This is a genomic window from Halopelagius inordinatus (assembly GCF_900113245.1).
Classification (GTDB): Archaea; Halobacteriota; Halobacteria; order Halobacteriales; family Haloferacaceae; genus Halopelagius; species Halopelagius inordinatus.
On record NZ_FOOQ01000001.1, the window covers coordinates 1,347,547 to 1,364,191 of the forward strand.

The 16,645-nt window shown below is 65.0% G+C and carries 17 protein-coding genes; 7 read left to right on the forward strand and 10 right to left on the reverse strand.

The features are described from left to right. Positions 1 to 26: 26 nt before the first annotated feature. The 5 genes from BM167_RS06975 (at position 27) to BM167_RS06990 (ending at position 3,529) form a co-directional block, all read left to right on the forward strand. Positions 27 to 470, forward strand: a complete 444-nt coding sequence (locus tag BM167_RS06975) for a DoxX family protein (RefSeq protein ID WP_092890689.1) — start codon at positions 27 to 29, stop codon at positions 468 to 470. Between the two features lie 176 nt (positions 471 to 646). Continuing rightward, positions 647 to 778, forward strand: coding sequence for a DUF7989 family protein (locus tag BM167_RS18870; RefSeq protein WP_281244623.1), 132 nt, complete (start codon positions 647 to 649; stop codon positions 776 to 778). A 65-nt stretch (positions 779 to 843) separates the two neighbouring features. After that, positions 844 to 1,818: a phosphomevalonate decarboxylase MvaD gene (mvaD, locus tag BM167_RS06980; RefSeq protein WP_092890692.1), complete on the forward strand. Its 975-nt coding sequence runs from the start codon at positions 844 to 846 to the stop codon at positions 1,816 to 1,818. 89 nt (positions 1,819 to 1,907) lie between these two features. Beyond that, a complete protein-coding gene (locus tag BM167_RS06985; protein ID WP_092890695.1) occupies positions 1,908 to 3,035 on the forward strand; it encodes an NAD(P)/FAD-dependent oxidoreductase in 1,128 nt (375 codons plus the stop codon). A 149-nt stretch (positions 3,036 to 3,184) separates the two neighbouring features. Continuing rightward, positions 3,185 to 3,529 (forward strand): hypothetical protein, encoded by a 345-nt coding sequence (locus BM167_RS06990; RefSeq protein WP_092890698.1) that lies wholly within the window; start codon positions 3,185 to 3,187, stop codon positions 3,527 to 3,529. Here the strand turns inward: BM167_RS06990 and BM167_RS06995 are convergent. From BM167_RS06995 to BM167_RS07020, 6 genes are all read right to left on the reverse strand, one after another. Beyond that, the gene (locus tag BM167_RS06995) at positions 3,523 to 5,517 is read right to left on the reverse strand and encodes a cbb3-type cytochrome c oxidase subunit I (protein WP_092890701.1); all 1,995 of its coding nucleotides are present in this window, start codon (positions 5,515 to 5,517) and stop codon (positions 3,523 to 3,525) included. The genes BM167_RS06990 and BM167_RS06995 overlap by 7 nt on opposite strands. Before the next feature lie 91 nt (positions 5,518 to 5,608). Further along, a complete protein-coding gene (locus BM167_RS07000; RefSeq protein WP_092890706.1) occupies positions 5,609 to 6,064 on the reverse strand; it encodes a DUF6789 family protein in 456 nt (151 codons plus the stop codon). Positions 6,065 to 6,124: 60 nt separating this feature from the next. Further along, the gene (locus BM167_RS07005) at positions 6,125 to 6,880 is read right to left on the reverse strand and encodes a hypothetical protein (RefSeq protein WP_092890709.1); all 756 of its coding nucleotides are present in this window, start codon (positions 6,878 to 6,880) and stop codon (positions 6,125 to 6,127) included. Between the two features lie 79 nt (positions 6,881 to 6,959). Next, the gene (locus tag BM167_RS07010; protein WP_092890712.1) at positions 6,960 to 8,138 is read right to left on the reverse strand and encodes a Gfo/Idh/MocA family protein; all 1,179 of its coding nucleotides are present in this window, start codon (positions 8,136 to 8,138) and stop codon (positions 6,960 to 6,962) included. After that, the gene (locus BM167_RS07015) at positions 8,135 to 8,929 is read right to left on the reverse strand and encodes a glycosyltransferase family 2 protein (RefSeq protein ID WP_092890715.1); all 795 of its coding nucleotides are present in this window, start codon (positions 8,927 to 8,929) and stop codon (positions 8,135 to 8,137) included. Before BM167_RS07015 ends, BM167_RS07010 begins: the two co-directional genes overlap by 4 nt. A gap of 162 nt (positions 8,930 to 9,091) precedes the next feature. Further along, positions 9,092 to 9,436, reverse strand: a complete 345-nt coding sequence (locus BM167_RS07020; RefSeq protein ID WP_092890718.1) for a hypothetical protein — start codon at positions 9,434 to 9,436, stop codon at positions 9,092 to 9,094. A gap of 155 nt (positions 9,437 to 9,591) precedes the next feature. On the opposite strand from BM167_RS07020, the gene BM167_RS07025 reads away from it, so the two are divergent. After that, complete coding sequence (locus BM167_RS07025) at positions 9,592 to 9,861, forward strand: hypothetical protein (RefSeq protein WP_143095477.1); 270 nt, start codon at positions 9,592 to 9,594, stop codon at positions 9,859 to 9,861. Positions 9,862 to 9,893: 32 nt separating this feature from the next. Here BM167_RS07025 and BM167_RS18380 read toward each other — a convergent pair whose 3' ends face one another. The 4 genes from BM167_RS18380 to BM167_RS07040 all read right to left on the reverse strand — a co-directional run bounded on the left by BM167_RS18380 (position 9,894) and on the right by BM167_RS07040 (position 14,659). Next, positions 9,894 to 10,862 carry an alpha-ketoacid dehydrogenase subunit beta gene (locus tag BM167_RS18380; protein WP_177213294.1) on the reverse strand — a complete coding sequence of 323 codons (969 nt, stop codon included), beginning with the start codon at positions 10,860 to 10,862 and terminating at the stop codon, positions 9,894 to 9,896. Then, on the reverse strand, positions 10,852 to 11,928 hold the full coding sequence (gene pdhA, locus BM167_RS18385) for a pyruvate dehydrogenase (acetyl-transferring) E1 component subunit alpha (RefSeq protein WP_177213295.1): 1,077 nt from the start codon (positions 11,926 to 11,928) through the stop codon (positions 10,852 to 10,854). Before pdhA ends, BM167_RS18380 begins: the two co-directional genes overlap by 11 nt. Positions 11,929 to 12,000: 72 nt before the next feature. Next, a complete protein-coding gene (locus BM167_RS07035; protein ID WP_092890725.1) occupies positions 12,001 to 13,275 on the reverse strand; it encodes a cation:proton antiporter in 1,275 nt (424 codons plus the stop codon). Between the two features lie 82 nt (positions 13,276 to 13,357). Further along, positions 13,358 to 14,659, reverse strand: a complete 1,302-nt coding sequence (locus BM167_RS07040; protein ID WP_177213313.1) for an MFS transporter — start codon at positions 14,657 to 14,659, stop codon at positions 13,358 to 13,360. Between the two features lie 450 nt (positions 14,660 to 15,109). Between BM167_RS07040 and BM167_RS07045 the strand changes: the two genes are divergently transcribed. Continuing rightward, complete coding sequence (locus tag BM167_RS07045; RefSeq protein WP_092890731.1) at positions 15,110 to 16,504, forward strand: GntP family permease; 1,395 nt, start codon at positions 15,110 to 15,112, stop codon at positions 16,502 to 16,504. Positions 16,505 to 16,645 lie beyond the last annotated feature (141 nt).

Genomic DNA, 16,645 nt, shown 5'->3' on the forward strand with positions numbered 1-16,645 from the left:
GGTTCGGGATAGAATCACGTAACGTAATGTTACCAGACATCGCTTCGATAGCGCTTCAGTTCGAGAGCACCGGTGCCGGTATCGTCTTTCTACTCGCGCGACTCCTCTTCGGGGGCGTCCTCGCGTTCATGGGTCTCAACCACTTTCTGAACGCCGACGCCATGACGGGGTACGCGGAGGCGAAGGGACTGCCCGCGGCGCGTGTCGGCGTCCTCGGGTCGGGTGGCCTTCTGGTCGCGGCCGGACTCGCCATCGCCGCCGGCGTCTTCCCCGCAATCGCGGCGGGTGCAGTCGCCGCGTTCCTCCTCGTGACGACGCCCCTGTTTCACGACTTTTGGGCCGTCCCCGAGGACCAACAGCAATCGGAGATGACGGGCTTTCTGAAGAACACCGTCATGCTCGGCGGCGCACTCGCCTTCTTGGCCCTCGCCGAGACGGCGTGGCCCTACGCTCTCGGTGGTGGCCTGTAGACGCTCGTACCGCGCCGTTCTCCCGTCTCGACTCGGCGCGAACCGCACGGCGACGCGGAGCCGGTTTTTCTCGCGCACGCCCGACGACGGTGACCCTTATACACCTATGTGTGATACTAACCCTACTAGGCATACCCAGCGAAACGTTAAGCCGACGCACGAGAACTACTACCACGATGAACTCGGACCGAACGCCGATGAAGCACGTCAGTCACACACCACCCTCCGGCGACGCCGTCACGAACGTCTGGCAACGGGGACCGGAGGCCGAGACGAGAGCAGAGACAGAGGAACCGGCCGACGACTGAACCAGTTTTCGCCGCGACGATAACCCATCGGGACGTTTAACCGGGAGTCCCTCCCGCGTAGGAGCATGAAAGCCACCGCGAAGGCACACCCGATACAGGGGCTCGTGAAGTACCACGGGATGCGAGACGAGGAGTTGCGACTCCCGTACCACGACAGCATCAGCGTCTGCACCGCGCCGACGCACACGAAGACGACGGTGGAGTTCCGCCCCGACGGCGAAGAAGACGTCTACCGCATCGGCGGCGAGGACGTGACCGGCCGCGGCGCCGAACGCATCGACGCCGTCGTCGACCACGTCCGAACGCTCGCGGGGTTCGACCACGCGGTTCGACTGGAGAGCGAGAACTCCTTTCCCTCGAACATCGGCTTCGGGTCGTCGTCGTCGGGCTTTGCGGCGGCGGCGATGGCTCTCTCGGAGGCCGCGGGACTCGACCTCTCTCGGCCCGAGATATCGACTATCGCCCGCCGCGGGTCCTCCTCCGCGGCGCGCGCGGTGACCGGCGCGTTCTCGCATCTCTACGCCGGTCTCAACGACGAGGACTGCCGCTCCGAGCGCATCGAATCCGACCTCGAAGACGACTTGCGAGTCGTCGCCGCGCACGTCCCCGCCTACAAGGAGACCGAACAGGCCCACGAGGAGGCCGCAGAGAGCCACATGTTCGAAGCGCGGATGGCGCACGTCCACGAGCAACTGCAGACGATGCGCGACGCCCTCCGCAAGGGGGAGTTCGACCGCACGTTCGAGTTGGCCGAACACGACTCGCTGTCGCTGACGGCGACGACGATGACCGGCCCGTCGGGGTGGGTGTACTGGCAACCGCGGACCATCGCCGTCTTCAACGCGGTGCGGAAACTCCGCACCGAGGAGGACATCCCCGTCTACTTCTCGACGGACACGGGCGCGAGCGTCTACGTGAACACGACCGAGGACCACGTCGAACGCGTCGAGTCCGCCGTCGCGGCCTGCGACGTGGAGACCGACGTCTGGTCCGTCGGCGGCCCCGCCGAGATTCTCCCCGAGTCCGACGCGCTCTTTTGAGGTAGCGCGCCGGGTCGGGTCGGGTCGGCCGGTCGGCGATTCCGCCGCCGACCCGCACGCTCTTTGTCTATCCCGCCTCAGTCTCACGTATGCGACTTCTGGTGCTCGGTGCGGGCTACGCCGGTGTGACGCTCGCTCGCCGACTCGAATCGAACCTCCCGTCGTCGGTCGAACTCGTCGTCGTCGACGACTCCGACGCCCACCTCGTCCAACACGAGGTCCACCGCGTCATCCGCCGTCCGGGCGTCGCGGACGCGATTCAGGTCCCACTCGCGGACCTGTTCGACCGGGCCGAACCGCGGGTCGCCCGCGTCGAACGCCTCGACAGGGACGCGCGCGAGGTTCACCTCGACGGCGGCGACTCTCTCTCGTACGACTACGCCGCCGTCTGTCTCGGTGCGGAGACGGCGTACTACGGGCTTCCCGGCGTCGAAGAACACTCGCTTCCGCTGAAACGCGTCGAGGACGCACTCGCGATTCGCGAGGCCGTTCTCGACGCCGAGGGCGAAGCGCGCATCGTCGTCGGCGGGGCGGGTCTCTCGGGCGTCCAGACGGCGGGGGAACTCGCCGCTCTCGCCCGCGAGGAAGAGTTAGATGCCGACGTCACCCTCGTCGAACGACTCGGCGACGTCGCGCCGAACTTCCCGGAGAACTTCCGCGACGCGGTCCGAGGGGAACTCGAAGCACGCGGCGTCGAGGTGCGAACGGACGCGTCGGTGACCCGCGCCACCGAGGACGCCGTGGAGACGGCCGCGGAGACGTACCCCTACGACATCTTCGTCTGGACCGGCGGCATCACCGGCGCGGACGCGATGGGCGGGGACCGACCTCTCGTTCGAAGCGACCTCAGACTCGACGACCGGACGTTCGTCGTCGGCGACGCCGCGCGGGCGGTCGACGCCGACGGAGAGGCGGTTCCCGCCTCGGCGTCGGCGGCCATCCGCGAGGCGCGGACGGTGGCGACGAACCTCTCTCGCCTCGTCGATCACGAACTCGGGGGCGGCGACGACTTCGCCCCGCGCCTCGACCCCTACCGGTTCGACGTCCCGGGGTGGATCGTCTCCGTCGGCGACGGCGCAGTCGCGCAACTCGGGCCGAAGGTGTTCACCGGCGCGCCCGCGAAAGCGATGAAGACGTCCGTCGGCGCGGGCCATCTCACCTCCGTGGGGTCGATTCGGCAAGCCGCGGAACTCGCAGAGGAGGAACTGGGCGTCTGAACCGACCGCGAGAGTTTGCGAACGCGAGGGAAACGCCGTCGGGAGAATCTGCCGTCTCGGAGAGTCGCGACCGGTGATTCGGTCCCCCCGTCCGCTTGCCAACGCAGGCAGGACGCCCGTGACGGTACCGGGCCAAGCGGACGGAAACGATGTCTTCCGAGAACGATAGCGACAGCGAGACGCGGAACTCGTCGTCCGAACACGCGCTCTCCGGACGGAGGGAGATCGAGGCGTGGGCCGAGGACGCGGGAAAACGGCCCGCCGTCGCGGCGACGACCCACGGGTCGGTGTCTCTCGACTTCGCGAGCGAGGACGACGCGGACAGAGCGGTCGATTGGGACACGTTCTTCGCACTGTACGACTCCGCCGACGTGGCGCTCTTGGTGGATAGAGGCTCGGAGGACCACCGGTTCGTAGACGACGCGCGACTCAGAGAGGGGGTGCGGAGAGACCGCCGAGTGCGGAGCGAGGTGTCGACGACCGACCGTCAGTAGTCCTCTTCGGCCGACGCGCCCTCACTGCCCGCGCTCTGCCCGTCGGACTCGCGTTCGCGGTTCGTCGACCGGTTTCGACCCGTCTCGGCCTCGGAGCGTTCGCCCTCGCCGTCGGACCGGTCGTCCGGCACGTAGCCGAGTTCCTGTTCGAGTCGCCGTTCGAACCACTGCCACTCGTTCGAGAACTGCCCGGTCGGTTTGAGGTTCCACGGGTCGGCGCTCCGAATCTTCGGCCCGACCCTGTACGACTGGACCATGTTGAACAGCCAGACGCCGACGCTGATAGCGATGATGAGCGCGCCGAACGAGGCTATCTGTTGAAGCGGCGCGAACTGCGCGGGATACGACGCCGACCGGCGGGGGAGTCCCATCAGTCCGATGACGAAAAGCGGCATGAACGTCACGAGGACGCCGACGACGCTCAACGCGGTGTGGAGGTTCGCGAGGCGTTTGCTGTACCACCGGCCGGTGAAGAGCGGATACCAGTAGTACGAGGCCGCGAACATCGAGAAGGCGATGATGCCCGCGACGAAAAAGTGGAAGTGCGCGACGACGTAGTAGGTGTCGTGGACGAGGAGGTCGACCGGAATCGACGCGAGGAAGACGCCGGTGACGCCGCCGACGATGAACAGGCTGATTCCGGCGACGAGGAACTGAAGCGGCGCGGCGAGTCTGATATCGCCGTTCCACATCGTCGCGATCCAGTTGAACGTCTTCACCGCGGAGGGGACGGCGATAGAGAGGGTGACGACCATGAACGAGGCGCGAATCCGCGGGTCGATGCCCGTCGTGAACATGTGGTGCGCCCAGACGCCGAACGAGAGGACGCCGATGGCCAGCGTCGAGTAGACGATGAACTTGTAGCCGAACAGCGTCCGACCGGTGAACTTCGGGAGAATCTGGCTCGTCAAGCCGAACGCCGGTAACACGAGGATGTACACCTCGGGGTGGCCGAAGAACCAAAACAGGTGCTGCCAGAGTATCGGTCCGTTGGCTTCGAGCGCGTAGAAGGCCGTCCCGAAGTTGCGGTCCAAGAGGAGCATCAAGAGCGCGCTCCCGAGGAGGGGGAACGCAAAGAGGATGAGGCCGCTTGCGGTCAGCATCGACCACGTGAAGATGTCCATCTCGCTCCAGGTGACGCCCTCACCGCGTTCGGTGAACACGGTGACGATGATGTTTATCGCGCCGATTACGGTCGCGATGCCGGACAGATGCAACCCGAGAAGCATCAGGTCTATCTGCGGGTTCGGGAGCGTCGCGGACAGCGGTACGTACATCGTCCACCCCGTCGTCGGCGGTTCCAACGCGTAGAGGAACTCGATTCGCGGCCCGAACACGTCTATGACCTTCGCGAGGACTTCGGTCAGAAGGCCCGCCCGGACCATCACGAACGAGAACGGAATCAGCCAGAACGCGATGGCGTTGATGCGCGGGAACGCCATGTCGTCGGCGTCCAAGAGAAGCGGCAGAAAGTAGTTCGCGACGCCGTTGAAAACCGGCGTCACGAAAAACAGGAGCATCGTCAGTCCGTGCGTCGTGAAAAGCGCGTTGTACGTGTTCTCGTCCCAGACGTCGACGCTCGGCGTGATGAGTTCCGTCCGGACCATGAACGCGTCCGTCGCGCCCCAAAGCGCCGCCGCGAGTCCGAAAAGGAGGTAGAGAAATCCGATGTCTTTGTGGTCGACCGTGGTCAGCCACCGCATCAGGCCGTACGGCTTGCTCGTCTTGTGCTCTCGCTTGAACAGCATGCCCATGGAGGGCGCGACGCCCCCGTCGGAGGCCGAGGGACGCGCGTCGCCGCCGTCGGTTCCGCCGGACGGACTCCGACGCGCCGACGAGGCGTTCTCTTCGCCCCCGTCGGAACGGACCAGTCGGTCGGCGAGCGGTTCGGTCAGTGTCGTCTCGTCGCTCTCTCGGCGACGCCAGTACAGCACCCCCGCGAGGAGGAGACTGGCGACGACGAGGACGACGAAGGGGGAGACATTCATCGTTGGCATCGAACGAACTGCGTGTCAGGGCGGTTAGGAGAACACGGCCATAAGTCCAGAGGGGAGCTGTAGGGAGAGCTGAACGTCTGCGTCACCATCTCGTCTCCGTTCGCTCCGACGGCGAGTCGGCGGTGGGCGTCGTTCCGGTGAACCGAGCGTAGGCGGTTCCGAGAATGAACCCGTAGGCGAGGTGCGCCATCAGGGTCAACCCCGCGAAGGCGAGGATTATCGGCCCCGAGAGGTCGCCGCGCCCGAGGAGAACGAACGCGACCCAAAGCAGGATGGCGAGACCCATGCCCTGCAGGGCCGGGTCGTCTCCCGGCAGAGACGGCTGGACGGCGGCGAAAAGCAGGGGCCACGCGACGACGCCGGCGACGACGAACAGGACGAAGCCGACGCTCGTGTTTCCGGGGACGCCGACGAACCGGGCGACGGCGTCGAACATGCGGATTCGCGACCGCGTCTCCACCTCGAAGAGGAGCAAGAGGAGACTCAGGGCGACTGTTCCGACGAGACCACCCCCGACGGCGGCGAGCGGACGGTTCATTTGCTCGGTGGTTCGGTAACGGGTTGCATAAGACTGATGGCGAAACGCTCTCGGCGAGACTCAGATGAGCAAGACGACGACGGAGTAGACGACGGAACCGACGAGGAACGGGCGGAACAGCCCTCGTGCGGCCTCGGGGACTTCCTCTTTGAACGTGTTGAACACCAACCCCCCGGAGACGAACCCGAGCAACATCCCGAGCGCCAGTTCGCTTATCTGCGTCACGAGTCCCACGCCGCCGCCGAGAAGCGTCGCCCCCGCCAACACCCACCGACCGGTTCCCTCGAACGCGTCGCCGTGTCTGCGGTCCAACCCCCGGTCGAAGTTCAGGAAGTGAAGCCCCATCGCGAGCGTGTACAACACGAGGTTGAGAGCGCCCTCGACCTCCTGGTGAAAGAGGAGATAGCCGATGAGCGCCGAGTAGACGGTGAAACTCCCGACGTGGATGGTGTATCTTCCGGGGGAGGTTTCTCCCTCCCCGTCGCTGTCGAAGTGGTGGGCGGCGTACACCTCCAACCCGTAGAACGCGACGACGCCGGCCAGTCCGGCGAGAAAGACGAGTTGTTCCGCGAAGAACTGCCCCTCGTACATCGTGCGCACCTCCGCGGCGGCGCTTGCGATTTCGGGCAGGAGGAGGACGAACACGTACGCGACGGACGTACCGGCGCCCAAAGAGAGGAGTTGCCGCCCGCGCGTCGAACTCCTGTGCGGCGCGTACATCGTCAGGAGGTGAACCGACGCGAGGGCGACGGCGAGGAGAGACGCCAAGAGCGGAGACTGCTCCGCTCGCTCTGCGACGAGTGGAACGGCGTTCATGCGTCGCGTACACGGGTCGGAGGAATGACGGTTACGGCGGAAGCGCCTCCGGACCGTCCGGCGACGGCGCGTCGGCCGGTCAGTCGTCCGCCGGTTCCGCGGCCGGTTCCGCGACGGGGCTCTCGGCCAGCAGTTCGCCGTCTTCGACCATCTCTTCGAGGGGGTTGCCGTCCACGTCGAGGGGGAGTTCGACCTTCGTGCGCCGCCGGGCGGCCTCCCACGCGGCGAATATCAGCTCCGTCGATTGGACGACGTTCTCGGCGGCCAGTTCGGGCGTCCGGCCCGAGTCGAGAGCGTCTATCACGTCGGCTATCGCCCGGTCGATGAACGTCGATTGGTCCACCCACCGTTCGGGGAGGAGGGGGACGTTCTCGGCGACTTTGAGCGCCGCCATGCGGGGTTTCGACCAGGCCGGTGCGTGGACGGTGTCGCCCTTCGTGTCCATCGTCTTCCACCCGCCGGTGGAGTCGTTGAACAGTCGGAGCGTCGGGCCGTCCTCGACGCCGATGTCTATCATCCCGTCGGCGCCGACGAGTCGAATCTCGCCGGGGACGATGCTGTCGTCTCCGGTCGACGCGAGTCCGCGCACGCCGTTCTCGTAGCCCCACTGCGCGATGGCGCCGTTCTCATTGTGGACGCCGAACTGGACGTTCTCCTCGGAGTAGTCGATGCCGGCCATCACCCACTCGGGGTCGCTCTGGTCGTTGAAGAAACCGCAGAGGTCGAAGTAGTGCGACCCGTAATCGAAGAGATTCTTCCCGCCGAGTTCGATGCGCTGGAGCGGACCGATCTCGCCCGCGTCGAGCAGTTCCTTCGCCCGGCGGAACGGACCGCCGAAGCGTCGCTGGTGGTTGAACGTGAGTTGGACGTCGTGGGCGTCGGCACGTTCGACCATCCGGCGGCATCCCTCCCACGTGTTCGCCATCGGCTTCTCGCAGTGAATCGCGGAGACGACGTCGCTTTCGGCGCACTGGACGACGATGTCGGCGTGGAACGCCGGCGGGACGCAGACGCTCACCACGTCCGGTTCGACGTCGCCGAGCATCCGGTCTAGCTCCTCGTAGACGTTCCCCTCCGGGAGGTTCCAGTGGTCGGCGAATGCCTCGGCGTTCTCGCGGACGATGTCGGTGCAGGCGACGAGTTCGCAGTCGTCGAGGCGGTCGTACGCCTCGGCGTGGCGGTACGCCATCGCGAAGCCGTCCGTGTCCTTCTCGTCTGGGTCCGGGCCGGTTCCGACGACGGCGACGTCGTAGCTCATCGGTTCCCTCCGACCGGTTCGTGGCAGTCGGCGGGACGTGCAGTCGAGACGTTCCGCGACCGGTTCGCGAGCAGTCCCTGTATCCGACCGACGCCCTGCGCGAGCGTTCCGCCCGCCCTCGTGACGGTTGCCGTCGGCGTGCGACCGAGGTAGTTGAGCGGATTGACGAGAGAGGAGACGGTCTCTTTGACCTGCTCTGACGCGGACATGCCTTGCGTCTCCCAGTAGTAGGGCGTCTGCTGGGCCAGTTCGTAGTGCTTGCGCCAGTAATCCGGGATGCTCTCGGCGTACGGGTGGTCGACGACCATGTCGGGTTCGTAGTAGATGTCGAACTCCTCTGTGACCCGTTCTGCGAGTTCCTTCTCCTCGTGGCCCCAGCCCATCTGTTCGTCCCACCCGCCGACCGCCTCTACGGCCTCTCGCCGGAGCGCCATGTTGCATCCCCAAAAGCGGTCGACGGTCTTCGGATAGTCGCCGTGGCTGTAGTGCGCGGTGAAGTACTTCCGGAAGATGTCGTCGCGGGGGTGGAAGATACGCCCGGCGACGGCGTACTGCTCTTCTAACGTCTTCGAGGCCTGTTCGAGGTAGTTCTCCCGGGGCCGGGAGTCGTCGTCTAAGAAAACCAACTTGTCCGCGCTCGCGCGTTCGATGCCTTCGTTCCGGGCCCGAGTCACGGGGTAGGCGTCCGAGACGACGACTTCGTAGTCGTCGAACGTCCCGCGTTCGAGGTACTCGACCGCCTCGATTTCGCTCGGAGGCTTCAACGTCGGGATGATAACGGAGACATCCATCTTGCCTCGACGGTTGGCTACGTTTTCTTAAAAGTATGAAGCCGGTATATAGATTATCGAGGGTCTAACGGCCGTCTATCGGCGATTCGGCGAACGGCCGTCTCGCGCGGCTATCGCGCCCGGTGACGGGCGGTCACGCTCTCTCGGCGTCGGGTCGGGGCCTCAGCGCGTGAGGTCGATGGCCCACGCGATGATGCCGACGCCGAGGAGGACGATACCGACGGCCGAGGTGGCCGGTTCCGGGAAGAGAAACAGCAACGCCCCGGAGACGATGAGGAGAGTGATGAGCCCCTCGTCTAGCCACGAGTCGCCGTCCGAGGTGGGTCTGGCGGCGTCTCCGTCTCCGTCGCCGTCGCCGATGAGTTCGTCGTCTCTCGTTCCGCTTTGGAACGACGACGGCGCCCACCCCCACGGGATGGTCGGCATCGAGAGCGACGGACTCGACCCGATTTCGGCTTCGGACTCTCGGCTCACGTCGTCGTCGTTGTAGGCGTTATCGTCGCGCATACGTCGAACATGGACGGTGAAACAGTTGTGAGATTGGGCCGACTCGCGTAACTGTCTCCGACGAGCGAACGAATCGGAGGCGACGAAACGAAAACTCGTCGAGAAAACCGGCAGTCGACGAACATCTATGTCCGTTCGAGACGTGGATGCTCACGATGAGTTCCTCTACCGACACGCCAGGCGACGACGCTCCGACCGGGTGGACGACCGAAGAAGCCGACGACGACGTTCACTCGTGGCTCGGCGCGGACGAACGGGTCGTCTGTACCGAAGCGTCCGGTTCCGGAGACGGGTGGGTGGCGTACTCGCAACCGCGCGGCGAACTCGGAACGTCGAATCAGGTCCCGTTGACCGACGAACCGACCGACCGAGACGGCGCACTCGCGGCGGCCCGCGAGTACATGGAAGAAAACAGCGACGAGTAGCGTTCCGCCCGCCGACCGGTTCTCCGGGCGAGTTACGCCGACAACGCCCGTTCGATACCGGTTTTGATGCGGTCCTCGCCGGGGATGTACTCGTCCTCGCGGGCGAACAGCGGATACGGGACGTCGTACCCGGTGACCCGTTGAACGGGCGCTTCGAGGTAGTAGAGCGCGTCGTCGTTTATCTGTGCGATTATCTCGGCGGCCATCCCCGCCGTCTTCGGTGCCTCGTGGACGACGACGCAGCGACCGGTCTTCCGGACGGAGTCGAGAATCGTCTCCGAGTCCAACGGCGCGAGCGTTCTCGGGTCTATCACCTCGACGCTCGCGTCCACGTCGTCCACCGCCTCGGAGACGCGGTGACGCATCGCGCCCCATGCCACGACTGTCACGTCGTCGCCCTCGCGGACCACGTCCGCCTCGCCGAACGGGACGGTGTAGTCGCCCTCGGGCACGTCCTCGCGGAAGGCGCGGTAGATGCGCGTCGGTTCGAAGAAGACGACGGGGTCGGGGTCCCGAATCGACGACGCGAGGAGTCCCTTCGCGTCCGCGGGCGTCGAGGGGATGGCGACTTTCAGACCGGGGGTGTGGGCGTACCCCGCCTCGAAACTCTCGGAGTGGTGTTCGAGGGCGCGGATGCCGCCGCCGTACGGCGCGCGAATCGTCATCGGGCAGGTGAACTCCCCGCGCGTCCGACTCCGAATCCGAGCGACGTGTTGCTGAATCTGGTGGAACGCCTGGTGCATGAACCCGGAGAACTCGATTTCGGGCACCGGCGTCAACCCGTACGCGCCGAGTCCGACGCCGAGTCCGACGATGCCCGCCTCGGCCACGGGCGCGTCGTACACCCGGTTCGGATACTCGTCTACGAGTCCCTGCGTCGCGCGGAAGACGCCGCCGTTGACGCCGACGTCCTGCCCGTAGACGACGACGCCCTCGTCGCGGTCCATCTCCTCGAACAGCGTCTCGCGGACCGCTTCGACCAATCGGAGCTTATCTGTCATTCTCGCCCTCCGTGAACGCCGCGCGCTGGCGGTCCAACTCTCGCGTCCGCGACTCGTAGACGTTGTCGAACATCTCCACCGCCTCGACGCCCTCTCTGGCCTCGTTTGCCGCGGCTATCTCCTCGCGCAGGTTCTCCTCTATCGACTCCCGCATCTCCTCGATTCGGTCGTCGTCCAAGATACCGCGTTCGCGCAGGTACGACTCGAACCGAACTATCGGGTCGCGTTCCTCCCACTCGTCTTCTTCCTCCTGTTTGCGGTACAGCGAGGGGTCGTCGGACGTGGTGTGTATCGACCGACGGTAGGTCAGCGCCTCGACGAACACCGGGTCGCCGTTCCGAGCGCTCTCTACGGCTTCTTTGACCGCCGCGTACGTCCCGAGCACGTCGTTTCCGTCAACCTGGATGCCGTCGATTCCGGCCGCGATTGCCTTCTGAGCCAGCGTCTCCGCGCGGGTCTGTTTCTCCCGCGGGACGGAGATGGCGTACTGGTTGTTCTGACAGAAGAAGACGCTGTGTGCGTCGAACACCCCGGCGAGGTTGAGCGCCTCGTACACGTCGCCCTCCGACGTCGCGCCGTCGCCGAAGTAACCGATAGTCGCGGCGTCCTCGCCGGTTATCTCTTGGGCCCACCCCAGACCCGCCGCGTGCAGGGCCTGAGAGCCGACGGGGACCGACGGCGGGAAGTTCCGCTCCTCGCGCGGGGCGGCGGCCCCCTCCTCCATCCCCATGGCGTACTGGAGGAGTGCCCGCGGCGGCGTCCCGCGGGTGAGGTACGCGGGCGTCTCGCGAAACGAGGTCACCATCCAGTCTGTCTCTTCGAGGGCGTCCGCGCTCCCGACCTGTGCGGCTTCCTGCCCTATCGCGGGCGCGTACGTCCCGAGTTCGCCCCGTCTCTGGAGGGCTATCGCCCGTTCGTCGAGTCGGCGCGACCGTTTCATCGTCCAGTACAGTTCCAACAGGTGGTCCTCCGAGAGGTCGGGGTCGAGGTCGGAGTCGACCGACCCGTCCGGGGCGAGCACCTGCAAGTGGTCTATCGAGAACTCTATCGCTTGTTCGCGAGGCACGGTGAACAGACCGTTCGACGGCCAGCCACTTGTATGTCAGTTTCCTTTCAGATAATCTGAACGTCGAGTGCGCTACCCCCGCCACGCGTCTAACTTCCGCATCACCGGTGACGCCGCGATTCCGTGGACGAACGTCGAAGTCAAGACGATGAACCCGACGAGAGCCCACAGTCCCTCGGCGGCGACGAGCAGTTCTCGCTCCTTGAACGTCGCTTCGTTGAGAGCGTGCGCGAGGTAGTAGAACGAGCCGATTCCCCGGATACCGAACGTCGCAATCACGAGTCGCTCGGCCCAGTGCGCCGAGTGGCCGAACAGTCCGACGACTCCCGCTATCGGTCGCACGACGAAGAGAACCACGAGTCCCACGCCGACCATCGGCCACGTCAGGGGGTCGAGCAGTCCGCTGACGAGGGTGCCGCCGAAGAGAACCAAGATTCCGGCCATGAGCAGGCGTTCGGTCATCACCGCGAAATCGTGGAGATGTTCGTAGTAGTCGTGTTCCCACTCGTAGTGACGAAGGACGAGAGCGGCGACGAAGACGGCGATAAAACCGTACCCGTTGGCCAGTTCGGCAACGCCGTAGGCGAGAAGCGTCGCCGCCAGCGCTTCGGCCCCCTCCATCACCACCGCGAGTCGCGTGCTCGCCGGTTCCCCGAAGACGAACCGCGCGATGACCTGCCCGGCGGCGTAGCCGACGACGATGCCGACGAGTATCTTGTACAGCACGTCGACGAGCACCCACTCTCGAAGCCACTCGCCCGCCGCGATCGACGCCGCGCCCGCGAGCGCTATCGCGAGGTTGGTGAACGGGAACGCCAGTCCGTCGTTGAATCCGGCCTCGGAGGTGAGCGCAAACCGGATGGAGCCCTCCTGGTCTTCTGGGTCTATCTCCTCGTCGGTTCCCTCGGCGGGGGGCCCGGTCTGGACGTCCGCCGCGAGAACGGGGTCCGTCGGCGCGATGACCGCGCCCATGAGGACTGCCGTCGCGATGTGCGCGCCGAGGACGTACCACCCGAGAAGCGCGGTACCGACGATAGAAAGCGGCATCGTGATCGCGAGCAGTCGCCACGTCGACGACCACGCCCCCCAGTCGAACGGGCGGTCGAGTTTGAGTCCCGCACCCATCAACGCGATGATGACCACCAGTTCGGTGAGCCGTTCGGTTATCTCGGGGTGGTCGACGGGGTTCGGAGCCTCGACGCCGAGAGCCAAAAACAGCACGCCACCCGAGACGACGTATATTATCGGCAGCGAGACGGGTTTGTCGGCGAATATTCGAGGGAGCACCGCCGCACCGAGAATCGCGAGACTCACGACGATCAGCGCGAGATAATATGACGCCGCCATACTGTCACCAAGAGGATAGCTCCTAAGGGCGCTATGGCCACCGAGAAAGAAAGTGTCCCTCGAAGACAGATGTCCGGTGGCGTCAGTCGTCGTCGGTCAGCGTCGGGCCGCTACCGGACCCGAGGAACCCGTCGACGGTGGCGCGAGACGCGACGTGGGGCCGATAGACCCACGCGTTCAAGAGGACGATGGGAACCATCGTGGCTCCGACGATGGCGTACCCGACGTGGAGGTTCGGCAAGAGCACAGAGGAGTACACGAGGGGGTAGACGATGCCGCCGACGGTGCCGACGCCGCCGACGACGCCCGCGACGGCCCCCGAACTGTTCGGGAACATCGCGGGAACCTGCGCGAAGATGGCTCCCTCCGCGAACGCGCAGGCCATCCCGACGAGGAATCCGGCGGCGACGGCTATCAACACCGCGCCCGAGAGTCCGGCGAGCGTCATCACCCCCATCGCGGCGACGATAAAGGAAAGCGAGACGAACGTCCATTGTTCTCTGTACCGACCCTCGAACACCGGCAGGATGTCTCTCTCCTTTCGCGCGAGAACGTCGCTCGCGTAGCCGCCGATAGGGCGCAGAAGGCCCGCCGCGACGGAGAACGTCGCCGCGAACGTACTCGCCAACACGAGGTTGCTCGTGTCGAACGCCTCGCGGTAGTACGTCGCCAACCAGCCGTTCATCGAGAGTTCCAGCCCGAAACTCATCACGTACGCCAACGCGAGAGCGACCGTTCCGTACCGCGTGGCGGTGTGAACCCACTGTTTCAACGTCGCACTGTCGGCGGTTGCCTGCCGGCGTTCCTCGGTGGCGGCGGCCTCTCCGAGGAGGTAGTACGTCACAGCCAAGAGAATCGAGACGACGCCCGTGTAGAAGAACGCCGCCCGCCAGTTGGTCTGAAAGAGGGGACCGTTCCACCCCGGTCCGAAGACGCGCGGGAGGACGAGGGCTCCCGCCGCGGCACCGGCGTTACCCACGCCAGCGTAGATGCCCTCGGCGATGCCGAGGTTCTCCTCTTCGAACCACTCTGAGACGTGTTGGATGCCGATGACGAACGTGATGCCCGCCGTGGCGACGATGAGACGTTCGACGAAGAACACCGCGTAACTCTCTGCGAACGCGCTCGCCATCGAGAACACGCCCACGTAGGCGAGGACGATAGCGAACACGGCCGGAGCGCCGTACTTGTCCGAGAGCCACCCCGTCAGGATGCGGCCGAACGGGGCCAGCCATATCGCCGCGCTCGCGAGGACGCCGATTTCGCCGAGCGAGAGTCCGAACTCTTCGGCCATCGGGCCCGTGAAGGGCGCAAACGAGAACCAGATGAGAAACGAGAAGTTGAACCCCACCGTGGCGAGCAGAAGCGTCCGCCACTTCGTCATCCGTATCAGACCCATTCTCGAACTCCGAACGTTGATGGACGTTCATCTACTTTTCTTCCAGAAATCACCGACAATACGTTGTTCATTCCGTCTCGAAGCGTGCGTTCGTCTTGTATAAGGCTACTCCTGAGACGCATCCGGACAAACAAATGGTGATTGGAGAGTGTGTAGAGTATTACCGGATATTAGGGAATTAGCGCTCGAACACCCGATACGAAGTCGGGAACTGTCCGTCCGGACACCGAACTATCGTCTTCGTCGTGACTCGTCTATTTTCGGAGACGCCGTTCAGAACCTGACCCGCCCGAAGTCGGACGAGAGGGAGCGTATGTAATTAATTTTCACCTTGGTTCGGATTTTATTATTATAATAGTATATGTAGGTGTTACTACATCCCCATGATTAATTATACCCCGCAGGTAGAGTAGAAAGTGAGTATCACAACAAACCATGGCAATAGAGTTTGCACACAGTCCGCTGGTGACGTTCATCTTGGCGTTAGCCGCGGTTATACTGCTGTTAGTCGTGTGGGACCTCCCGGCGTTTGTCGGGTTGATCATCTCGGCGTTCTTCGTCGGCATCATCAACGCGGTGTTCGTCCCCGACTTTTCGGGGGCGGACGCGGCGAGCGAAGTCGCGGCCGCGTTCGGCGACGGGATGGCCGGCATCGGGATACCCATCCTGATGGCGGCTATCATCGGGAAGTCGATGCTCGAAAGCGGTGCGGCCCAACGCATCGTCCGCGGGTTCCAGAACGCTCTCGGTGAATCGAACTCCGATATCGCGCTGTGGGGGAGCAGTACCGTGCTCGCGGTGCCCGTCTTCTTCGACAGCGTCTTTTACCTGATGGCACCCCTCGCACGGTCGATGCGCGCACGCGTCGGCCGCGATTACACGCTCTTCATCGTCGTCGTCGGTGCCGGTGCGGCGACGACGCACGTGTTCGTCCCGCCGACGCCGGGACCGCTCGCGGTCGCAGACCAGATCGGCGTCAATCTCGGGATGACGATTCTCGTCGGCATCGCGACGGCGTTCCCCGCGGCGTTGCTCGCCGGTATCGTCTACGGCCGATGGCTGAACGCGCGACTCGACATCCCGCTTCGCGACGCGATGTCGACGACGACAGAAGAGCTCGAAGACATCGCGAACCGAAAGACGAGCACCCTCCCGGGCGTCTTCGAGTCGCTTCTGCCCATCCTGCTGGCCGTGGTGCTGGTGGGGGCGTTGACGTTCGTCAACTCTCTGCAAAACGTCTACCCGTCGCTCTCTGCGGTAGAGCCGTACGTCGCGTTCGTCGGGAACAAGAACGTGGCGCTGACCATCGCCGCGATGGTGGCCGCGTACTCGTACTACCGTCACAACGAGATGGAGCGCGACGAGTGGACCGAGGAACTGACCGAGGCGCTGAAGAGCGGTGGCAACATCGCGGCGATTACCGCGGCGGGCGGGGCGTTCGGCGCGCTGCTTGCGGCGTCCGGAATCGGCGACTACATCACCGGCATCCTCTCCGGTATCGGCATTCCGCTGATAGTGAGTGCGTGGCTTATCGCCGCCATCGTGCGCATCGCGCAGGGGTCGGCGACGGCCGCGATGCTGACCACCGCCGGTATCATGGCCCCGCAGGTCGGCCAACTCGACGTCCACGCGGCGTATCTGGTGATGGCCATCGGGGCCGGCGGAAACATCTTCTCGTGGTACAACGACAGCGGATTCTGGCTGGTCAAGGAGATAGGCGGCCTCACCATCGGCGAGACGCTTCGGACGTGGACCGCTCTCACGACTATCATCTCCGTCACCGGTCTCGTGGCGACGGTTACGTTCTCGACCATCCTCCCGATGGCGTAACCGTCTCGGCCCGTCGCACCCCTCCGCCGTAACGGAGCGAAACGCGGACCGTTCGGTCGAACCGAGCGACTCTCTTTTCACCGTGTCACCGTCGATGTGTGCGCACTAGCGGACGCCTCGGCGAGGCCAACGGAGGACCCG